The 17,347-nt window shown below is 59.9% G+C and carries 18 protein-coding genes and 5 pseudogenes; 7 read left to right on the top strand and 16 right to left on the bottom strand.

The window, feature by feature from the left end; translation table 11 throughout:
• Positions 1–199: 199 nt before the first annotated feature.
• Together ACVMB1_RS01225 and ACVMB1_RS01220 are read right to left on the bottom strand one after the other, a co-directional pair.
• A complete protein-coding gene (locus ACVMB1_RS01225) occupies positions 200–1,270 on the bottom strand; it encodes an ABC transporter substrate-binding protein (RefSeq protein WP_456848057.1) in 1,071 nt (356 codons plus the stop codon).
• A gap of 238 nt (positions 1,271–1,508) precedes the next feature.
• Entirely contained in the window at positions 1,509–2,096 is a 588-nt protein-coding gene (locus ACVMB1_RS01220; RefSeq protein WP_456848055.1) for a hypothetical protein, read from the bottom strand.
• Between the two features lie 89 nt (positions 2,097–2,185).
• Between ACVMB1_RS01220 and ACVMB1_RS01215 the strand changes: the two genes are divergently transcribed.
• A complete protein-coding gene (locus ACVMB1_RS01215) occupies positions 2,186–2,365 on the top strand; it encodes a hypothetical protein (protein ID WP_456848053.1) in 180 nt (59 codons plus the stop codon).
• Positions 2,366–3,090: 725 nt separating this feature from the next.
• Here the strand turns inward: ACVMB1_RS01215 and ACVMB1_RS01210 are convergent.
• A pseudogene (locus ACVMB1_RS01210) lies at positions 3,091–3,285 on the bottom strand (IS66 family transposase zinc-finger binding domain-containing protein); the annotation flags it as partial.
• 307 nt (positions 3,286–3,592) lie between these two features.
• Here ACVMB1_RS01210 and ACVMB1_RS01205 point away from each other — a divergent pair.
• Positions 3,593–3,929, top strand: a pseudogene (locus tag ACVMB1_RS01205) (IS66 family transposase); the annotation flags it as partial.
• A gap of 287 nt (positions 3,930–4,216) precedes the next feature.
• On the opposite strand, the gene ACVMB1_RS01200 reads toward ACVMB1_RS01205, so the two are convergent.
• From ACVMB1_RS01200 to ACVMB1_RS01190, 3 genes and pseudogenes are all read right to left on the bottom strand, one after another.
• Complete coding sequence (locus ACVMB1_RS01200) at positions 4,217–5,371, bottom strand: reverse transcriptase domain-containing protein (protein WP_456848051.1); 1,155 nt, start codon at positions 5,369–5,371, stop codon at positions 4,217–4,219.
• Positions 5,372–6,023: 652 nt separating this feature from the next.
• Positions 6,024–6,386, bottom strand: a pseudogene (locus ACVMB1_RS01195) (group II intron reverse transcriptase/maturase); the annotation flags it as partial.
• Between the two features lie 518 nt (positions 6,387–6,904).
• Entirely contained in the window at positions 6,905–7,222 is a 318-nt protein-coding gene (locus ACVMB1_RS01190; protein ID WP_456848049.1) for a reverse transcriptase domain-containing protein, read from the bottom strand.
• Positions 7,223–7,549: 327 nt separating this feature from the next.
• Here ACVMB1_RS01190 and ACVMB1_RS01185 point away from each other — a divergent pair, with 327 nt between their 5' ends.
• From ACVMB1_RS01185 to ACVMB1_RS01170, 4 genes and pseudogenes are all read left to right on the top strand, one after another.
• A complete protein-coding gene (locus ACVMB1_RS01185) occupies positions 7,550–7,717 on the top strand; it encodes a hypothetical protein (protein WP_229177792.1) in 168 nt (55 codons plus the stop codon).
• Positions 7,714–8,454, top strand: a complete 741-nt coding sequence (locus ACVMB1_RS01180; RefSeq protein ID WP_456848047.1) for a recombinase family protein — start codon at positions 7,714–7,716, stop codon at positions 8,452–8,454. Before ACVMB1_RS01185 ends, ACVMB1_RS01180 begins: the two co-directional genes overlap by 4 nt.
• Positions 8,355–8,858 (top strand): annotated as a pseudogene (locus tag ACVMB1_RS01175) (recombinase family protein); the annotation flags it as partial. The gene ACVMB1_RS01180 and the pseudogene ACVMB1_RS01175, both read left to right, overlap by 100 nt.
• A gap of 285 nt (positions 8,859–9,143) precedes the next feature.
• Positions 9,144–9,917 (top strand): helix-turn-helix domain-containing protein, encoded by a 774-nt coding sequence (locus ACVMB1_RS01170; protein ID WP_456849852.1) that lies wholly within the window; start codon positions 9,144–9,146, stop codon positions 9,915–9,917.
• Between the two features lie 11 nt (positions 9,918–9,928).
• Here the strand turns inward: ACVMB1_RS01170 and ACVMB1_RS01165 are convergent, their stop codons facing one another.
• The gene (locus ACVMB1_RS01165; RefSeq protein WP_456848045.1) at positions 9,929–10,372 is read right to left on the bottom strand and encodes a reverse transcriptase domain-containing protein; all 444 of its coding nucleotides are present in this window, start codon (positions 10,370–10,372) and stop codon (positions 9,929–9,931) included.
• A gap of 687 nt (positions 10,373–11,059) precedes the next feature.
• Between ACVMB1_RS01165 and ACVMB1_RS01160 the strand changes: the two are divergent.
• Positions 11,060–11,359 (top strand): annotated as a pseudogene (locus ACVMB1_RS01160) (IS66 family transposase); the annotation flags it as partial.
• Here ACVMB1_RS01160 and ACVMB1_RS01155 read toward each other — a convergent pair.
• The 9 genes from ACVMB1_RS01155 to ACVMB1_RS01115 all read right to left on the bottom strand — a co-directional run bounded on the left by ACVMB1_RS01155 (position 11,282) and on the right by ACVMB1_RS01115 (position 17,287).
• Positions 11,282–11,794 (bottom strand): IS4/Tn5 family transposase DNA-binding protein, encoded by a 513-nt coding sequence (locus ACVMB1_RS01155; protein ID WP_456848043.1) that lies wholly within the window; start codon positions 11,792–11,794, stop codon positions 11,282–11,284. The pseudogene ACVMB1_RS01160 and the gene ACVMB1_RS01155 sit on opposite strands and share 78 nt — an antisense overlap.
• A gap of 481 nt (positions 11,795–12,275) precedes the next feature.
• Positions 12,276–13,808: a porin gene (locus ACVMB1_RS01150; RefSeq protein ID WP_456848041.1), complete on the bottom strand. Its 1,533-nt coding sequence runs from the start codon at positions 13,806–13,808 to the stop codon at positions 12,276–12,278.
• A gap of 559 nt (positions 13,809–14,367) precedes the next feature.
• Positions 14,368–14,958 (bottom strand): transposase, encoded by a 591-nt coding sequence (locus ACVMB1_RS01145; protein ID WP_456848039.1) that lies wholly within the window; start codon positions 14,956–14,958, stop codon positions 14,368–14,370.
• Between the two features lie 21 nt (positions 14,959–14,979).
• Positions 14,980–15,126, bottom strand: coding sequence for a hypothetical protein (locus ACVMB1_RS01140; protein WP_456848037.1), 147 nt, complete (start codon positions 15,124–15,126; stop codon positions 14,980–14,982).
• Positions 15,126–15,461, bottom strand: coding sequence for an IS110 family transposase (locus tag ACVMB1_RS01135; RefSeq protein ID WP_456848035.1), 336 nt, complete (start codon positions 15,459–15,461; stop codon positions 15,126–15,128). The genes ACVMB1_RS01140 and ACVMB1_RS01135 overlap by 1 nt, the downstream gene beginning before the upstream one ends.
• 673 nt (positions 15,462–16,134) lie before the next feature.
• On the bottom strand, positions 16,135–16,413 hold the full coding sequence (locus tag ACVMB1_RS01130) for a transposase (RefSeq protein WP_456848033.1): 279 nt from the start codon (positions 16,411–16,413) through the stop codon (positions 16,135–16,137).
• 4 nt (positions 16,414–16,417) lie between these two features.
• Entirely contained in the window at positions 16,418–16,549 is a 132-nt protein-coding gene (locus tag ACVMB1_RS01125) for a hypothetical protein (RefSeq protein ID WP_456848031.1), read from the bottom strand.
• The gene (locus ACVMB1_RS01120; RefSeq protein WP_456848029.1) at positions 16,546–16,959 is read right to left on the bottom strand and encodes a transposase; all 414 of its coding nucleotides are present in this window, start codon (positions 16,957–16,959) and stop codon (positions 16,546–16,548) included. Before ACVMB1_RS01120 ends, ACVMB1_RS01125 begins: the two co-directional genes overlap by 4 nt.
• 142 nt (positions 16,960–17,101) lie before the next feature.
• Positions 17,102–17,287, bottom strand: a complete 186-nt coding sequence (locus ACVMB1_RS01115) for a hypothetical protein (protein ID WP_456848027.1) — start codon at positions 17,285–17,287, stop codon at positions 17,102–17,104.
• Between the last annotated feature and the right edge of the window lie 60 nt (positions 17,288–17,347).

Below are 17,347 nucleotides of genomic sequence, written 5' to 3'. Positions count from 1 at the left end.
CTCCGGCGATCAGCCGACCTCGTACAAAAACCAGGGATGGTCACCCGTCGGCAGGATGCAGCGGGGCAATGGGACCCGCGGCGATGCTCCGAGCCTCCAAGATCGAGAAAAGGCTTCCCCATCCATGCCAGACTCCTTCCCAGCATGCTGAATCAAAAACAAGCTGATCTTGAATCGATTCGATCCAGCTCATGCCACTTTAGATCTTAGGGGTGATGTCTCGCTCGAACTTCCTCACCCAGGCGTCCAATTGCGTTGACATATGGCCATAGTCCGGCAAATAGGCGAAGGTGTTGAACTCTTGGTGCGTGAACTGGATGGGAGCAGTGTTCGCTTTCGGCTTCACCCTCTCGTTGGCCGGAATGGCGACGACGTCTTGGTAGAGCAGCTCGGAGTTTTCCTTGCTCACCGTGAAATTGGCGAACTCCATGGCAGCCTGCTTCTTCTTCGAGTTCGCCATGATCACCCAGCCCTCGGTATAAAGAATCGCCTTTAGCGACGGATCCGACTTTGTAAGCGCCCTCATGGGCACGTTTTTGGTGACCGCGGAGGCGTTCATGCTGTTCGACCAATAGATGATGCTAGTCTCACCTGTCGTGATCGAGTTCACGCCCTCGATACCCCCCCCATAGATGCGACCGATATTGCCAGACTTGGCCAAATCCTCGAGAAACTTCCAGCCCGGATCGAGATTAAACTCGCTCCCGCCGCGCGCTAGCGCGAGCATCACAAGGGGCGCACACGTGTAGGAAGTCGCGGCGGGCCAGCAGATCTGCCCCTTCAGTTTCGGATTCATCAAATCCTCGATAGTCCTGATCTCAATAGGACAACGATCGGTGCGCACGGCGAAGAACGCCCCGTCCATCGAGCGCGGGATGCTCTTGATGTTGCCGTTATCATCCTTGGTCAGGAATCGTTCCGGCACGTCCGCCAAATTCGGCACATCGGCCAAGGTAATTGTTTCCGCCCATCCCTCCTTGATCATAGACTTAAAGACCAACGTCCAGTTGTCGACCAGATCATAGGGCGAGTTGGGCCAGGTGGCCTTGATCTTGCCAAGGAGGGCCGCGCCTCCCGCGCCGGACGGCTCCCAGGTGATGTCCGCCTTATCCCACTTTGCCGCTATCTTCTTCGCCGCTGGCATGTACAATGCAAATTCATACGCCGTGAGCTGCTCCTTCGCGTGAGCCTTAGGCACCAAGGGCAACGACGTGGCAGCGACACCCAGCGCGGCCGCTCCTTGAAGGAATCCTCTGCGTCTGAACTCCATAGTTGCCTCCTCTCGTTTCGGCACTTACGCCTTCAGGCGTTCGCATCCTTCTGAAGTTCGTAGGGCGCGCAGCTTCTCAAGCAGCCTAGCAAGGTCAAAACGTACAGGTAACTCGACGCTCAAAAACCGCATAAACGGCCTTTTAATCAGTGAAACACTGCAAAAATTGGATGTTTTCTATCCATCGCAACCTGCTGTGCGTCGAGTTGGCTAAGGTGGTGCGCCGACGCGATCGAGATTATGTCGGCTGTATCCACGGCAGCTTCGCACTGTTCATCACAAAGCGCTCGCAATCGATGTGGCGGCGCCGCGTGCTGGTTGTTAGAGTGCCGATCACCATTCCATCCAGCTTGTGGTCCCGGCTGGTGAACCAATAGACCGACATGTTACCGCGCGATGAACAGCCTGGCACTGAAATGAGCGACGGCAACGCGGTGCGCCTGATGCGGCACCGATGCGACCGAGCTGCGCTGCTGAAGCACGAGATGCCAAGCACGCGCATGACAACCTCGGGCAAGGCATCCTGCTGGCACCACCCACAATAGCGCGGCAATTGAAGTTCCGTAGCCGCAGGTAGCATCATGGCGTCCGTGCGATGGCTCATGTATCCCTCCACGGGGCCAATGCTTGACAACCGCTTGGAGCCTGTCCGGTAGTCGGCGCGCTTGAGCTTGGCGGTCATCCTGGCGATCAGTGACCCATCTCTTGAAGTCTTTGTCGCGGTGACGGACGTGGTGCCGTGCTTCTGTGGCATGTAGCCCTTGATGCGCCACCGCTTAATCGTGCGAAGATTGCGAGCGGAATAGTAGTCGGAGTCGGGCAGCACTTTGGTCCCAGATTGGCGCTGATCCGTCGAACGATGGCGCAGTCCTGATCGCTGGAGGAACTAATCAGCGTCTAAGCCACGATGATCTGATGGGCGGCCGCTGCCTGGGCATTGTAGCCCTGGATGTGAACGTCCGTGGCTTCAGGATGCAATTCTCCGGGTCGGTGAAAATTGCGTCGCACCTTGCGTCCGATGCCGATCTAGATCTCCTCAAAGACAAGCGCCTGCTTGGCGATTCCAACGTCGTCGCACGCACCGTTCTAATTTGATGACGCGCCGGCTCCGAAATGAAATGATCGCGCGCGGCGTTCTGAGCATTGGTCCGCGCAGGTCCGGCTTGATCGCGCGCCGTTTCCGATGGAGTAGGCCTGATCGTTGGCCATTTCCCTGGCTGGCAACAGCTTCGAGAATTGGACGGCGACGCGGAGCGTCGGCACCGCCATTACGGCGCTTGCATCCCTCTCGGGTCGGAGGAGGCGCCCATATAGGGTCGCTTACCTGGTTAAAAAACCAGAACACCAACAGGTCTCCTGGAGACACACATGAATCTTCCGTACGTGCCGCCAGCAAACACCTTGGTACGATGGGTGAATGAGTAACGCCTTCGTCCCCATAATGGGGGCTCGACCTTGCCCTATCTTCGGCCGACCTGTTCACCATCGGGGTGGCCCCATTGATTACAGCCTGATACTTCTCCTCAGACCCTTTGGATTCAGAATCACTCCTGACACCCTGCCCTCCGGGGCACTCTGAGCAAATGGCTTCAGGTCCGTCTTGGCTGTGTCCGGCTTTCTACCTTCGTGCCCGTTTAGACTTCTCCATACCTTCTTGCTCTCCTGGCCAGCGAGGAATTACGCCCGCCTTCGGATACAGCGCCCCTCATTCGAGCACCGAGGGGCCTTCAATCACCATGACTCAAGCGCTGCCCAGCACACACTACAAACCGTTCTGCCCCAGTGTCCCGCATCTGGGCAACGGTGGCCTCGGTCGGCTATCCGTCCGCGATCAGCCTGGCCGGGGCTGGCGCCTGCATGACACCATCCTCGCAAGCAGGCAGGCGTATTTGGGACGCCGGATCACGACGATGCGGAACTGCGCAGGGACCGGGTCTAGCCGTTCGCTCCTATCCGCCGATCCGAGGCAACTCGTCCGGGCAGCAGGGGCGGGTCTCGTCCTCGATGTCGACGATGCCGGTCTTAATCTTCTCGAAGAGGAAGGCCTGCTGTTCATCGTCATCATTCGTAGCGCCAAGCTTTTCCGATCGCCGGCCGAACCGGTGCGGTCGAAGGAATTTAGGATCTGCGTCAGCCGCTCGATGCGCGCATCGGCGTCGGCGTTGCGGGCCCTGATATCGGCGACGCAGTGCGTTTACCCAACAATCTCCGGCGGCCTGACCGCCACGGTCCGGACCCGCTTCCAATCCATCCCATCCACCAGTGCCATCAACTGCGCAGGATTCATCTGCACCCGCTTCGCCTTCTCAAGACGCTTTAGATATCGGCTTCGAGCTCGAGATCCTGGCCAACTAAATCTTCAGCGAGGTCAAGAAGGCCGAACGGGACTTTGCCGACGAAACCACCCTGCCAACGCTCGCTCCGGGCTCCGGATCGACCAAGACGGCCTACTTATGGGCCTATGCCCGGGATGACCGAACCTTTGGCCGCAACGGTCCGCCGATGGTGGCTTATCGCTTCGAAGACAGCCGCGCCGGCGAATGCGCGGTCCGCCATCTCAATGGTTATCGCGGTATCCTGCAGGTGGATGGCTATGGCGCCTATAAATAAGCCGGCGCGATCCGATCGCGGCAATGATGGCGTCGCCTTGGCTGGCTGCCGAGTAGGCGGGGATGTTGCCATCCCCGCACCGGGTCACCGGAGGCGGTCGCCCGCCCCCGGTTCCCACAGAACGTGGCGTGCGGATTTCCCGCACCGACGCTCTTCGACAGTTGGTTCACAGCACTGCAAGCGCTTGCAGCTCCCGATAAGGGAGGCGCAGCTTAGGCTTCAGCAACGGTGTCCGTTCTTTGATTTGGTTGAAGGCGTCCCAAGTGAGGCGTCGGCCTGCCCAGCTGCGGCTGCGCAGCATTCCGCGCCAGTAACGCTCCACGGCCCGATAGACTTTTACGAGGCTCCGGAGATTTCCGGCGACGCCGTAATAGCCATAGTGGCCGCGCAGGACGAGGTTGATTTCATCGGCCTGGTCACTGATTTGTAATGCCGTATTTGCCGCATCAGCTCCTGCAGAGACATAAGGCTGCGCTTTAGCCGAGATTTCTCGGTGCGCATCCCAACCTTGAAGTTGCCTTTTTGGTTTCGCGTGCAATAGAGCGTCAGCCCCAGAAAGTAGATTGTTTCCGGGCGGTTTCTGCCGCGTTTGCCCGCATGTCTTTGCGCGAACCGACCAAATTCGACCAACTTGGTCTTGGTCGGCTCTAGAGTGAGGCCGAACTTCCCCAACCGAAGACGCAAGGCCTCCTGTACGCGGGTGGCGTCCGATCGATATTGGAAGCAGATCACAAAGTCGTCGATATAGCGCACCAGTCGGGCTTCGCCCCGCAACCGACCCTTCACCACGCGTTCGAACCAGAGGTCGAGAACGTAATGAAGGTAGAGGTTGCTCAAAAGCACACTGATCGATCCGCCTTGTGGCGTTCCTTGTTCGCTCGGGTGCACCGCTCCGTCTTCCAGGATGCCCGCTTTCAACCAGCGCCGGATCAAGCTGATCAGGCGCGGATCACCGACTCGATGTTCGACAAACCGGAGGACCCGATCATGATCGAGACTCCCGAAGAAGTTCTTCAAATCCGCCTCCAACACCCAGCTGATCATGCCGCCGGCGATCACCTCATTGAGGGTCGCCAAGGCATGATGGGCGCTGAGCTTCGGCCTGCCGCCGAACGAGCAGGGTAAGAAGTCCTGCTCGTAAATAGCGGCCAGCACCTCAGCCGTGCTGCGCTGGAGCGCCCGGTCGGCGACAGTTGGAACCCCGAGGGGACGCTTCTCCGTCTTACCGGGCTTGGGGATATAGACCCGCCGAATGTTCGGCGCCCGATATCCCTGGCGATGGATGGATTGGAGCATTGGCCCTATCCAGTCCTCGAAGCTCTCCTTCGCCGCCTCCACCGTCTGTCCGTCCACCCCGGCGGCGGAGCGCTTCGGAATCTGTAATAGATTCTTTTGCACTCGGTCGCGCGTGATGTGATGGGCCAACGAGGTGAAGCGAAGATTTGTCTCGCGCCGAGCTTTCACTGCTATTTGTTCAAGTTTCGTTTCCATGGTCAGCTGATCTTCTCTTTGCATAGAAGGCCGTAACTCCCGTTGAATGGAGCCCATGTCGCCCAAGAACAATTCAACTACCGCTGACCGCTTCCCCATGTGGCCGGCTCTCCCGTCCTCGGAGTACTATCGGTCAGTCTGACTTCCACCCGGTCGTCAGACCCTTCTCACCTCAGCGGCTTGGCAGGTCTTACAAGCTTGCGCTTGAACCGGATGGATCTCCCTTGTTCACGCTGCTTCCTTTGATTGCATGCTGGCGGTACGAACCCCGGGAGCACCTCTGACCGCTCGCGTTGTCGCGGCCTGCGGTTCCGCCTTCCCCTTTGAGAGACAGGGTCGGCTACTCCGATCACGTTCGATTTCGGGGCTATTTTCCCGTTCACTTCATTCCGGCCTACAACCTCCCTGTCTACGCTTCGCAACGGCCGTTACCGGACGCCACGCAAGACTCGGTTCGCGGCTGCTCGCTAGGCTTTGCCGCGGCCGTCATCTCAGACGGCAGACTTCAACGCGCTTGCAAGGCGCAACCCTCACAGACCCGGACGAGCGGATTACCCGCATCCGGTTCTTCACGCGTAAGCTTCGCCACGGGACGGCATATTGGTGGACGATCTTGGCTGTCGGCAGCGGGTGTCGCGCGAGCATGGCCCGGAAGCGCGACCACGGCAGATTGCTGTGGCGGCCACGCCGTGCAGTCTGGATGAAAGTGCTTCTCCAAATCCGGCTCCAGATATCCTTTGACGACCGCCTGAGCAACGCGATCCGACACCGTAGGAATTCCTAGCGGCCTCTTCCCGCCGTCGCGCTTGTCGATCTGCACACGCTTGACCGGCGGTGGAAAGTAGCTGCCCGAAGACATTCGATTCCAGAGCTTGTACAGATTGCTCTGCAAGTCTGCCTCGAACACCTCGATCGACTGCTCGTCCTCACCGGCTGCGCCCCGATTTGCTTTAACCCGTTTGTACGCCTCCCAAACCCAGCGCTTGGGGATGTCATACGGCTTTGCTTGACCCAAAAGAGTCCTCCCGTTTCCGGTTGTTCTTCCAATCAAGCGGGACAGTGCCGTGCCTTCGCTCCGCCACCATTACAGTGCCTTCGTCACTACTACACACGGCTCCGTCCCTGCATCGCGCATTGGTACTCAGACTCTTGTGGGGCTTCCACTTGAACCATTCCCTTGGCATCGCGATACAGGTTCCCACGTTCCGCACAGAAGCCTGAACCGAGGTCACGCCACCTCGCCTGCCGGACGCCGCCTGAGCCGTAAACAGGTATCGCTCAGACTGATCCCAAGATAACGACTACCCCTTGGTTTTGACGTCTTCCCTACGCTTTCGACAGTTCATCGGTGGTTCGCTTGCGCTCGTCTCCTCGATCCTTACCTGACAGAGTCTCGCTCTGCCTTTTCCGGTCTCGCTCACCACCTCGACCATTGGGCCGAAGCAGCAGCCGGTGGTTTGAACCCTGATCCTGCAACCCGAGTTCGAGGGGCCAACCCCCATCTTCTGTGCAGCAAGGCTGCTCAAAGGTGCTCTACATCACACCTCCTTCGCGCCGTCGTGGCGCACCGTCATCAGCGTATCGGACCAGTTGGCATCGCCCCTTGAGCCGCGGTCGCGCCACCTGCTCGAACCATTCATCCAGCACATAATGCAGGTAGATGTTTGCAAGCAGCGGCGAGATCACGCCGCCTTGGGGTGTTCCACCAGTCGTGCGGCGCAGGACGCCCTTTTCGAGCATCCCCGCCTTCAGCCATTTATCAATCATCCTCCGGACGATGCCGTCCGCGACTCGCTGATCGAGGAATCGGCGCAGGTGCGTGTGGTCGATGGTGTCGAAGGAAGCGGCCACAGACTACCCATCACCATGATATTCCGGCTTCGGTAACGATCACGCGCAAGCGTCACGCTTTCGAAGGTCGGACGCTGGCCGTCATCAGTACCATCAGGCGACGCGGCATCCGCTATCTCCTCACAGTCCTGCCGGATGGCAGTCGGTCGTTGATTCCGGCGAGCTGGACCGATTGGCAGGTAGAGCCGCTTGGAGGCATGCCGCCAATCGATGCCGATGACGCTGTCCACGATCTCGGCAGGCTCGGTGATTTGCTCCACTTGCGCAAGCTGGTCGACGCTCTTTGCATCCGGGGCGCCGAGTCGGCGCCGTGCAAGGAGAGCCGTCATGCAATTGAACCTGGACGTTTTCGATCAGCCCGATGTTCCACCAAGCGCGCCAGTCGCGTGGGAGCAAATCGACGAAGCCGCCCGCATCGCGGCAATCGAGATTCTGGCGCGCCTCATCTCACGCCTGCTTCAGAACGGCCCGGCGACGGAGGCAAGCGATGAATGAGCGCGTCAAGATTACGCCAAGTCATCTCTCTCGACAGGCCGTCGTCTATCTGCGCCAATCCAGCGCCGCACAGGTCGAGCACAACCGCGAATCGACGGAGCGACAAATATGCGCTTGTCTGCAAAGCGCGCGAGCTCGGCTGGCCCGATGACCGCATCATCGTTATCGACGAGGATCTTGGCCTCTCCGGTTCGGGCGCGGTGGCGCGTTCGGGCTTTGCCCGCCTCACCGCCGAAGTGGCGCTCGCGCGCGTCGGTCTGGTGCTCGGTCTCGAAGTCTCGCGGCTCGCGCGCAATAACGCCGAATGGTACCGCCTGATTGATCTGGCCGGATTTACCGACACGCTGATCGGCGATGCCGACGGCATCTATCATCCGGCGCTCTTCAACGATCGCTTCTTGCTCGGGCTCAAAGGCACGATGAGCGAAGCCGAACTGCACGTGCTGCGGGCTCGCCTCAACGGTGGAATCCGCAACAAGGCGGCGCGCGGCGAACTACGCCGCGGTCTGCCGGTCGGCTTCGTCTGGGGCGAGGCTGATGGCGAGGTCCGCTTCCATCCCGATGAGTTGTCGTTACCGCCATTCGCCATGTTTTTGCGCGCTATGCCGAGATGGGATCGGCGCGTCGCGTTTGGCTCTGGTTTCGGTCCGAGGGGCTTACGTTCCCGCTGCAGCTGCACGCCCGTGCCGACATCCGCTGGGGCGAGGCCAGTTACACCGCCATCCACCAGGTCTTGACCAATCCCGTCTATGCCGGCGCCTATGTCTATGGCAAAACGCGCCAAGAGACGATTCTCGATGGCACTGGCGCGCGCAAGCAGCGGATTCGATCCTTGCCGCGTTCCCAATGGCAGGTCTTCATCCCCGAGCATCATCCAGGCTTCATCGATTGGCAGACCTATGAAGCAAATCAGCAACGTCTCGCCGAGAATACGCGACCTCAGCCGCACAAGGGCGGCGGCGCCGTGAGGGAGGGCGGCGCTCTCCTGCAGGGTCTTGCCAGTTGCGGCCATTGCGGCCGCCGCCTGCATACCCACTATCGCGGACGCAATGCTTCGCCAGGCTATCACTGTGCTGGCAAAGTGCTGGTCGAGAACCGAGGCGTCTATTGCCTCAATATCGGTGGCGTTCAGATCGATCACGCCATCACCCAGGCGTTCATCGCCGCCTTAGAACCCGCAAAGCTGACCGCGACACTCACCGCCGCGGAACGGCTTGAAGCGGATCGCGAGGCGGCGCTCAAACAATGGCGACTTGCCGTTGAACGCGCCAGCTACGAAGCCCAACGCGCAGAACGCCGTTATCGCGCCGTCGATCCCGACAACCGTCTCGTCGCGCGCGGTCTCGAGCGAGAGTGGGAAGCATGCCTGAAGGCGCTGGAGGCCGCCAAGGCCGATCTTGCGCGTCGTGAGGCCGCTCGCCCCCATATGATCAGCCAACAGGAGCGTGACCGCCTGCTCGCGCTCGGACCTGATCTCGTCTCCGTCTGGAACGCAAGCACGACGACGCCGCGCGACCGGAAGGAGTTGCTGCGCACGCTCCTCGACGAGGTCGTCATCAAAGTCGATCGCGATGCCTTTGCCGCCCATTTGACGCTGCGCTGGAAGGGCGGCGCGCTGACCGAGATCGATCTCGCCCTGCCCCGATCGCAGCCAGCGACGATCCGCACCGACGAGGATACAGTTGCGCTCCTGCGACCACTGGCAGTGCATTATCCCGATGCCGTGATCGCCGGCATCCTCAACCGGCAGGGCCGCACAACGGCCTACGGCCACCGCTTCGACCGCAACCGCGTCGGTAATTTACGCCGGCACTGGAAGATCCCGAGCTTCCAAGAAAAACCGCGAGCCGACGGCGATCTTCTGACCATCAAGCAAGCCGCCAACGCGCTTGGTGTCGCTCCCTCGACGATCCATCGTTTACTCAACGACGGTATCATCGCCGGCGAGCAGCTCACGCCCGGTGCTCCCTGGCGCATTCGTCTGACCGATGAACTCAAGGCCCGCTTCAACAGCGAAACGTCCGACGACTTTCTGCCGATGCGCGAGGCTATGCGGGCGCTCGGGGTCTCGCGCCAAACCGTCTTGCAGCGAGTCAAGCGCGGCGAACTCGAAGCCGTGCACGTTGTGCGCGGGAAGCAAAAAGGACTCCGCATCAAGGTCTTAGCCCCGCAATCCAGCCTTCTTGACCAAACCGCATGAACCAGGGGGTATTATGAAGCCACATCCAAGTATTTCGAGATATCGACGTTCACCACCCAACGCAGCCCTTGCTCCATGAACCCATTGCGCAGAGCGTACAGAGCATCATGGGCCGATCGTCCCGGTCGGAAGCCATACGAGCAGGACAGGAAGTCCGTCTCGTAGATCGGCTCCAGCAGCAGGAGAATCGCCCGCTGCGCCACTTTGTCTTCCAGCGTTGGAATGCCTAGTGGCCGTTGCGTGCCGTCCGCCTTCGGGATGTAGTGCCGACGCACCGGCGCCGCGATGTATCGACCGGATTTGATGCGCGCCAGAAGATCATCAAGATTGCTCTCCAGCTTCGCCTCATAATCCGTCGCCATCACGCCGTCGATGCCGGGCGCGCCATCCTTGCGCGTCCGGCGATAGGCCTCGAGCATCCATTCACGGTCGATCAGGTGATGCAGCGAGGTCAATACCCGCTTAGGATTTTTCCTCGCCAGATCGGCTATCCATTGTCGTTTCGTGGACAGGTTCGTGGGACTCAGCGTTCCCTCCCGTGTTTCTCGTCAATGGGTCTTAACGCCTGGCAGCTCCCTTCCCTCCAGTGGGTCCCGGTGAGCCCAGTTCCCCGCCTTCCTCGGTACTACGAAGCCGCTACAACTTCCCGCCGCGCGCGTCCGTCGGCTTATGTCTTCACCTCGGGATTCCACATGCCTTGGAGGTTCGTGTTCGCGTGCGCGCTCTCGATGCTCGCCAAGTCGGTCATCAGGCCTGGAGCGTTGTTGTGGCCGGTGCTCCGTGCCGGCTTTCCATGTGGGCACAAACGGGACCTCTCAGGTTTCCTGGTGTCCCATCCCGTACCTTTGCCCTGCTCAGAGACCCCGGCCGAACCGGTCAGCCTGGCCATAGCGCGGCTTTCCCAGTGCTGCCCCCGGATCCAACACGGCGAAGGCTTCAGCACGACCGTGATTTCGAGGCTGGTCACAGGGCTTCAGTACCCGCTGTCTACGCTTCACGAGTGACGTTGCCGTCACCCATGCAAGCCTCGCTTCCGGCTGGCGGGCTCCGCCTTTGCCGGGAGGGCGTCGAACCCTCTGGGTCACGTTGAAAGGTTTCAGATCACATTCTTCCTCCTTTCCAGGACTTGTCCTGACGCAAGCTGGTCACACAGCAGGCGCAAATTCTACGAGCTGCATGTTGCAGGAAGTTCGAAAGTGGCAACGACGACGGTCGAGCGGATGGCAAAGCTCTGGCAGATCGAGAAGACCGTGCGCGGTCAAAGCCCCGACACTCGCGTTGCCGCGCGCCAGCAAGCCTCCGCGGCGATCGTCGCAGATCTCTTCGACTCCTGGCAGCAGATCTTGCGGCGGATCTCCGGCAAATCAAAGCTGGCTGAGGCGGTCCGCTATGCGGTCTCGCGCCGTGCTATCTTCGAACGCTTCCTGACCGATGGTCGCATCACCGCAAGGCTCGAATGCATCAATATTCCGCATGTCGTGTACGTTTGGGGTTTCCGTCCAGTCTTCGAGAGTTGCTTTTTTGGGAATGCGCTTAATCATCCCGACCAGATCCGGGCGCTCCCTTTGATAGGTGAATTCGGTCGTATCTTGCAGGATAAGAACAGGGCCTTTCGCAGCCGCGATACGTTCCCGCGTCGATTTAAAATGACCAGATAGGATGTCGGCCTCGCTTACTCGTTCATTGGAGAAGAAACGATAGGCCGCCTTGGTATTCGCCCAGTCTTGGCAAACCATTGGAATGCTCTGTCCGATGTCTCCACCAATCTGCTTCAGCAGCATGCGAAATCTCTCGCCAAGTCGAGTGTCCTGGAATTCGCACAGCGCAGCTTCAAAACCAGGCCACCGCGTCAGACGCCAACGGATGCGCCTTCTCATCCCGGGCGCGTGAAGTCAGCCCCATAGAGCACCTCTTCTCGAATCAGGTGCCCATCAAAGAATCACAAGTGATTCCGGCGACCCAAGTTTTCGGTTGGGCCAGGCCTCAAAAAATGTGGGTAATCGTAAGCTTCGTCGTATGCGTACTTTGAAGTACCAACAGTATACGGTGAAACGGACTTGGGCTTAGGGCTCCGAGTTCAGCAGCAACGCCAGCGATCGTCCCCCGACGCCGTGAACGCGACCAGCTTTAAGCTTGGTCGCGCTCTGACCCTCAGGTTACTCCCGCGGGACTAGCAACTTGCTTCCGATTCGATGAAGGTAGCGCTTACCACCGCGGCGCTGAAGCGACCATCTGGCGCTCTATCCAAGTCTATAAATGGTCCAATCGTGATCGAAAACAGAATAGCCACATGGACGCATCCAGTTAAGTTTCTTGGTGGGACACACCTGGATCTAGAGAGCAGCTTTTGCCAGAGTGTCACCAGTTGCGCTGAGCGTGGAGCAGTATCGAGAGGCTGTTTTGGTTTTTCAGCTCATACGTAGCACCCGGCTTTGCAATGCTGGACTGCTGCGGTAGCGTCACGATGCTCCCACTCGCATACTTCTGATCGAGCATCGTGTAGTTGAGATCGACCAAGAAGGCGAGGCCTTTGACTGGGGTCCATGAGGTGTATGTACCGACACTCGCATAGTTGAAGTCGGGGTTACAGCCAGCAAACCCACTCGACAAGGCTAGTCCCGTGACCACCGCATTGCAGACGTACGTCTTGGCGATGCTATTATAGCGCACGGCGCCCAACGCGCCGTAGATGGCGGTTGCCCAATAGGGATCCCAGTTGTGGGTGTAGGCGCCGTTAAAGCCGAAGGTGGTGGTCAACTCCTGGCCAGAGGCAGTCACGAACACGGAGTCAGAAACCCCAGCAAGTCCGACGCTCTGGTAAGGACCCGTTAAACTCGTACCTCCATACATCGCGAAGGTACTCGAAATATAACTATGGAAGTTATAGCGGCTGGCACCTTTCGTATACACCCCCTGGATGTTCACGGTGTCCCCCGGACCAGTCGGGAGACTTTTAACCGACAATGCGAGCTGGCCAGCCCAGCCCCACTTATCGTCGGGATGACCGGTGAGCTCAGTTGCGCCATAATAGGCCGCATGGTTATCGTGCGCGGCAACTGACGCTTGGAATAGGCCCCAAAGCTGATCCACCCGAAGCATGGCGACGAGGTCTGGAGCGCGCGTTCCACCGATGTCATTGGCACCGTAAGTACCAGTCGCGAGACCTGCGGGTGTCGCAGCGCTCACGTTCCAGATGTTCGTTGTGTAGTTGATCACTTGATCCTGAGCCGAAAAGGAGGCCGTGATGCCTCGGCCGAAATCGGCGGTGTAGGTGAACTGGTTCACGCGCTCCCAGCCTCCGCTGCCTACGATATCGTACCAGTTGCCCGGATAATCGGACCAGGGCGAGTTGAACTGCGACTGCCCTTTACCAATTGTGAAACCAGCGAACTGGACGAAGGCATCGTAGACGGCGATCGTACCGCCAGCGATACCGCCGGGATTGGCGTTGTTCGGTGCCGAAACGCCGCCGAGCGACTGGTAAACGGTCGATCCGTTTCCTTGCGCAGTGTAGCCCCCCGTAGTCCATCTCATAGCGGCTCCGAAATAGGTGCGCACTACGCCATATTCTGTTGCGGTGCGCGTATCGATGTCTAGACGCTCCTGAGCTCGAGCCGCATAGAAGTTACTGAGTCGGTTTTGTGCGCCCCCCAAACCACTGTCCGCAGGAGCCCCGATGACGTTCGTGCGCAAGCCGGTCCAGACCCGCAGATAGCCACCAAGCTTGACGCAGGTATCAGTGCCCGGGATGTAGTAGAATCCGGCGCCGTAGAGTGAACAGATCTTCACGTACTCGATAGGCTTCGCCTTCAACGGAAGATCGGCCGCCTGCGCTCCCGCACTCGCAAACATTGCTGCAGAGCCGATCAACACCCTCTTCGTAATTTTCATGGATGTCCCCCTTTGAGCGGATACTCTCGTCCGCTCAACGGAAATTAAGGATCTCTAAAGCCGATATTCCCCCAACGCGAACCTGTCATTGCAGAAATTCTGCTCAAAATTTGAGAATTCGAAGATTCTCGACCGCTACAAGCGCTCGCCAGAGGCAGCTTCGATCCCGCCCACATAATTCATCGTCACCGAATTGGCTTTTTATGAAGTTGATCTTCAGTATCGATCTCGCGCGCCGAAACCGCGCGTATGCGTCACACAGAAGAATCACCGGTCTTCCGGCCACTTCGATTGGACGGCCAGAGGCAGGCTGTGATCGATGTTGTTGGCGCCCAGCAGCGGCGCCCACGCGGGCAGCCTGAACCGTGGGTCGATGTTGTCGTCGGGGGGACTCCCCACCATTTAACAAGCGGATTTTTGGGCAGCCAGCGACGGGTCGAAGGTGGTACCGGTTTTCAGCATGGCGCAAGCGACGTTGAGAAGGCGGTCGGCAACCGATCGGAGAGCCCGACCGTGGCTGTGACCTCGGCTTCGGAGTGCGGCGTATTTCGAGCGGCTTCTAGGGTCGTGCTGGATGGCGACGCGCGCCCAAAATGGTACATGGCGTGGCGAGCCGGTCATGACAGGCCTGTCTTCTGACCACAAGGCAGGTCTTGCCCAACCGTTTGGTGACCGGCGCGACTCCTGTCAAACTGCGCAAGGCGACGTAGTCACGTCGCTGTAGGGCATCGAAGGCTTCTGCGAGCAGCGTGGCGAGGACGATCCTTCCCACTCCCGGCAAGGATGCGAGGATCTCCACGTCATGCTGCTTCCTCTGCCCCGGCTCGGCCTCGTCGGTCGGGATGAGATGGGCGGTCAGCGTGTCGGGCTGATGATGCGCTTGCCTGAGCTGCCGGTTCACCAAGCGGACACGCGCGATAAGCGTAGCGAAGTGGGCACTGGAGGCCTCGGTCGCACCGGCGGTCACCTTAACGGGCGGCTTACGCAGGATATCGAGCACATGGACGGCGTCGAAACGGCGGATATGATGACGCTTGAGCAACCTGGCGATCGTCGTCTCACGGATCCGTACGGCTTTGGCCGGCGTGGGCACGGTCTCCCAGAGATCGAGCAGCCACTCTGCTCCGAGGTCGTTTTCGAGCTCAAGCATTGCGGGGAAGTAGCGCCAAAGCTACTCGCGCAAGCGGTTCGTCAACCGGTTGCGTTCTGCGCCGAGGTCCTCCGCGATGCGCGACCACTCGCGCAATTCGATGACGACGGGGTCAGCGGCTGCGAGCAACCGGAAGCAACGCCGATCGGTGCGCAAGGCCGAGGCCATCACTTCGGCATTGCGGCTACGTCCTTGGCACCGGCCAAGGTAAAGCGGTCGCGGAAGCGATCCATCTGTTTCGGATTGATGGCGTGCACCTTGAACCCGCGTTCGATCAGCGTTTCGACCACGGGGCCATGTGGTACCTCGATTGCGACCTGGATTTGAGGCCCCTCGACCGCGCCGCTTGTCGCCATCAGCCAGTCCGCCATCTCAGCGAGTCCCTCGCCGCCGTGCCTGAAGACCCTTTCGCTGATTTTTCGGCCATCACCGTCCGTGAGGAACACATGATGGCTCTCCGAGGCCCAGTCGACGCCGGCATACCAATGTTTCTGATCCGTCATACCCTCTCCTTGTCGCAGCAAGCGAGCCACCGCGACCTTTGCCGATCCCTGTACTGGCGCTCGGAGAAAACAGCACTGGCCCGGCGCGAACTCCCCACGGGGCATCGATCACGGCCAATCCGACGGGGCACGCATCCCCCAGGTGGTCGGGCCACAGGGGGCGATTGGTCGCTCCCGACGAATCGGCTCGGTTCCGGAAGGCTACGCCAATTCGGGCCGTCGCCCCCGGGTCACGCTACGTTCCGCTACGCTTCACTTCGCGCGACCCGCGGCGTCCATCCCAGAGAAGCGCGCGCTGATCAGAGCCTTATCAGCCGCTTGAAAATCGCGTCTGCACCTGCGGGGGTCTTCAGGCTTCTCTGCAAGCAGTAATCCAGTAGCTCAGGTGTAATCGTCGCGTCGGTCGTCATGTGAGTCTTCTCAGCAAAACTCATAGAAACCTACTTACAGATTCTTTCTGAGACCACCTCGCCAACGCTGTACCCTCGGGTGCTCCCCTCATTGGCGCTAACTTACCAGATTGGGTTTTGATAGGCCCGTTTTCTCGGCGGCTCACGAAGATGACGTTGGATGGCATGCGCGGCGGCGTGCAATATCTGCACGTCGGGTTTGGGAACAACCGCGTCGACGAGCACCTCAACGATCATGCGCAGCAGGCGCCAAACGCCGTTTTTTACGCGGCCTCCCGGCGGGGAGAGTCACCGAGATGCTCGGCAATGAGCGGCTCGGTCAACAGGCCCAGCAAGAGATGGCAGAAGATGTACGCCTTCGCGCTCCTGGCATCGTCGCCCGGCGGTCCCGCCAGACCGATGCCGCTCTTGAGATGCTTGAAGGCAATCTCGATGCGCCATCGCAATCGATAGAGGGCACCGATCGCCGAGAGCGGATATTCATCGGGATCGAGCGAGGTGACGATAAGGACCCATTCGGCCGCAACCAAGGTCTCGGGCATCAGGTTACGACCCTTGTCGCGCGCGGCGCTTGAGCTTCTCAATCGAGAGGTCGCGCGCCTGCTTGGGCTTGCGGATCGCCACAAGACGCAATGCGATGGGCTGCGCGGCGGCGATCAGGGTGAGACGCGCTCTCATCCTGATTGTCGCGCTATAATGGGCCCTTTGGCCGAACTTTCGATCCAGATCGGCTGATCAATCAGTCCCTTGCCGCGCGTCTTCTTGAGAAGCGCGATGAGATCGAGCCGGTTTCCTCTGCTGTCAAGCCAGCGCGCGTTATGCCAGCCGGCACGCACGATGATGTCGGCACCACCGCCGAGCAGCTTCGCGATGCGATCGGGCTGCAGATAAGCGCGATCGCAAACACAGATTTCGTCCACGACGGCAGCGGCGCGATCGATATCCTCGGCCTCGCTCTCGTCCGTCAGATCGAAGGCAGTGAAGCGCTCGCTCGCCACGTCGAACACCGAATGGACCCGCCACTGGCCACTGGATGCGCGAGCCTCCCGTCCCGCCTTCGCCACCGACGTGGCATCGACGAGGCGCACCGGCGGCCCTTGGCGGCTGCCACGCCTACCTCGCGCGAGGGCGCCTCAATCAATCGGCCGACCAGCCGTTCGAGCCAGCCCGCCGAATGACGTAGCCGCTTGAGAAGTGCGACGAGCCCGCTCGCTTCCGCCCAGGCGGCCGTCAACGTAGCCCACGGGTGCCCCAACAATAGGCCAGGACCAGCCGTAACTGATCCACCGCACACTTGATCTTGCGCGCTCTTGCGAACGCGCCGAACTCCCGCACCTCCTTCTCGAGCAGTTCAGCGCCGCCAAGCCGATCGACGGTGCGCAACCATTCGGCGTTCGAAAGTGCTTCGCGTGTCATCCCATTCTGGAATCACAATCAATCCTCCAGCGCAACACTATAAGTTAGCGCCAATGGGTG

Source organism: Bradyrhizobium sp. USDA 4504 (genome assembly GCF_054063995.1).
The sequence above is the reverse complement of the archived record's forward strand: the minus strand, read 5'-3'. Positions and strand labels throughout refer to the sequence as shown.

Bases quoted from the DNA above. Each gene is read 5' to 3' on its own strand.
- ACVMB1_RS01225 (WP_456848057.1), bottom strand. From the start codon at position 1,270: ATGGAGTTCAGACGCAGAGGATTCCTTCAAGGAGCGGCCGCGCTGGGT.
- ACVMB1_RS01215 (WP_456848053.1), top strand. From the start codon at position 2,186: ATGGGCGGCCGCTGCCTGGGCATTGTAGCCCTGGATGTGAACGTCCGT.
- ACVMB1_RS01200 (WP_456848051.1), bottom strand. From the start codon at position 5,371: ATGGAAACGAAACTTGAACAAATAGCAGTGAAAGCTCGGCGCGAGACA.
- ACVMB1_RS01185 (WP_229177792.1), top strand. From the start codon at position 7,550: ATGCAATTGAACCTGGACGTTTTCGATCAGCCCGATGTTCCACCAAGC.
- ACVMB1_RS01180 (WP_456848047.1), top strand. From the start codon at position 7,714: ATGAGCGCGTCAAGATTACGCCAAGTCATCTCTCTCGACAGGCCGTCG.
- ACVMB1_RS01170 (WP_456849852.1), top strand. From the start codon at position 9,144: ATGATCAGCCAACAGGAGCGTGACCGCCTGCTCGCGCTCGGACCTGAT.
- ACVMB1_RS01155 (WP_456848043.1), bottom strand. From the start codon at position 11,794: ATGAGAAGGCGCATCCGTTGGCGTCTGACGCGGTGGCCTGGTTTTGAA.
- ACVMB1_RS01150 (WP_456848041.1), bottom strand. From the start codon at position 13,808: ATGAAAATTACGAAGAGGGTGTTGATCGGCTCTGCAGCAATGTTTGCG.
- ACVMB1_RS01145 (WP_456848039.1), bottom strand. From the start codon at position 14,958: ATGCTTGAGCTCGAAAACGACCTCGGAGCAGAGTGGCTGCTCGATCTC.
- ACVMB1_RS01140 (WP_456848037.1), bottom strand. From the start codon at position 15,126: ATGGCCTCGGCCTTGCGCACCGATCGGCGTTGCTTCCGGTTGCTCGCA.
- ACVMB1_RS01135 (WP_456848035.1), bottom strand. From the start codon at position 15,461: ATGACGGATCAGAAACATTGGTATGCCGGCGTCGACTGGGCCTCGGAG.
- ACVMB1_RS01130 (WP_456848033.1), bottom strand. From the start codon at position 16,413: ATGCCCGAGACCTTGGTTGCGGCCGAATGGGTCCTTATCGTCACCTCG.
- ACVMB1_RS01125 (WP_456848031.1), bottom strand. From the start codon at position 16,549: ATGAGAGCGCGTCTCACCCTGATCGCCGCCGCGCAGCCCATCGCATTG.
- ACVMB1_RS01115 (WP_456848027.1), bottom strand. From the start codon at position 17,287: ATGACACGCGAAGCACTTTCGAACGCCGAATGGTTGCGCACCGTCGAT.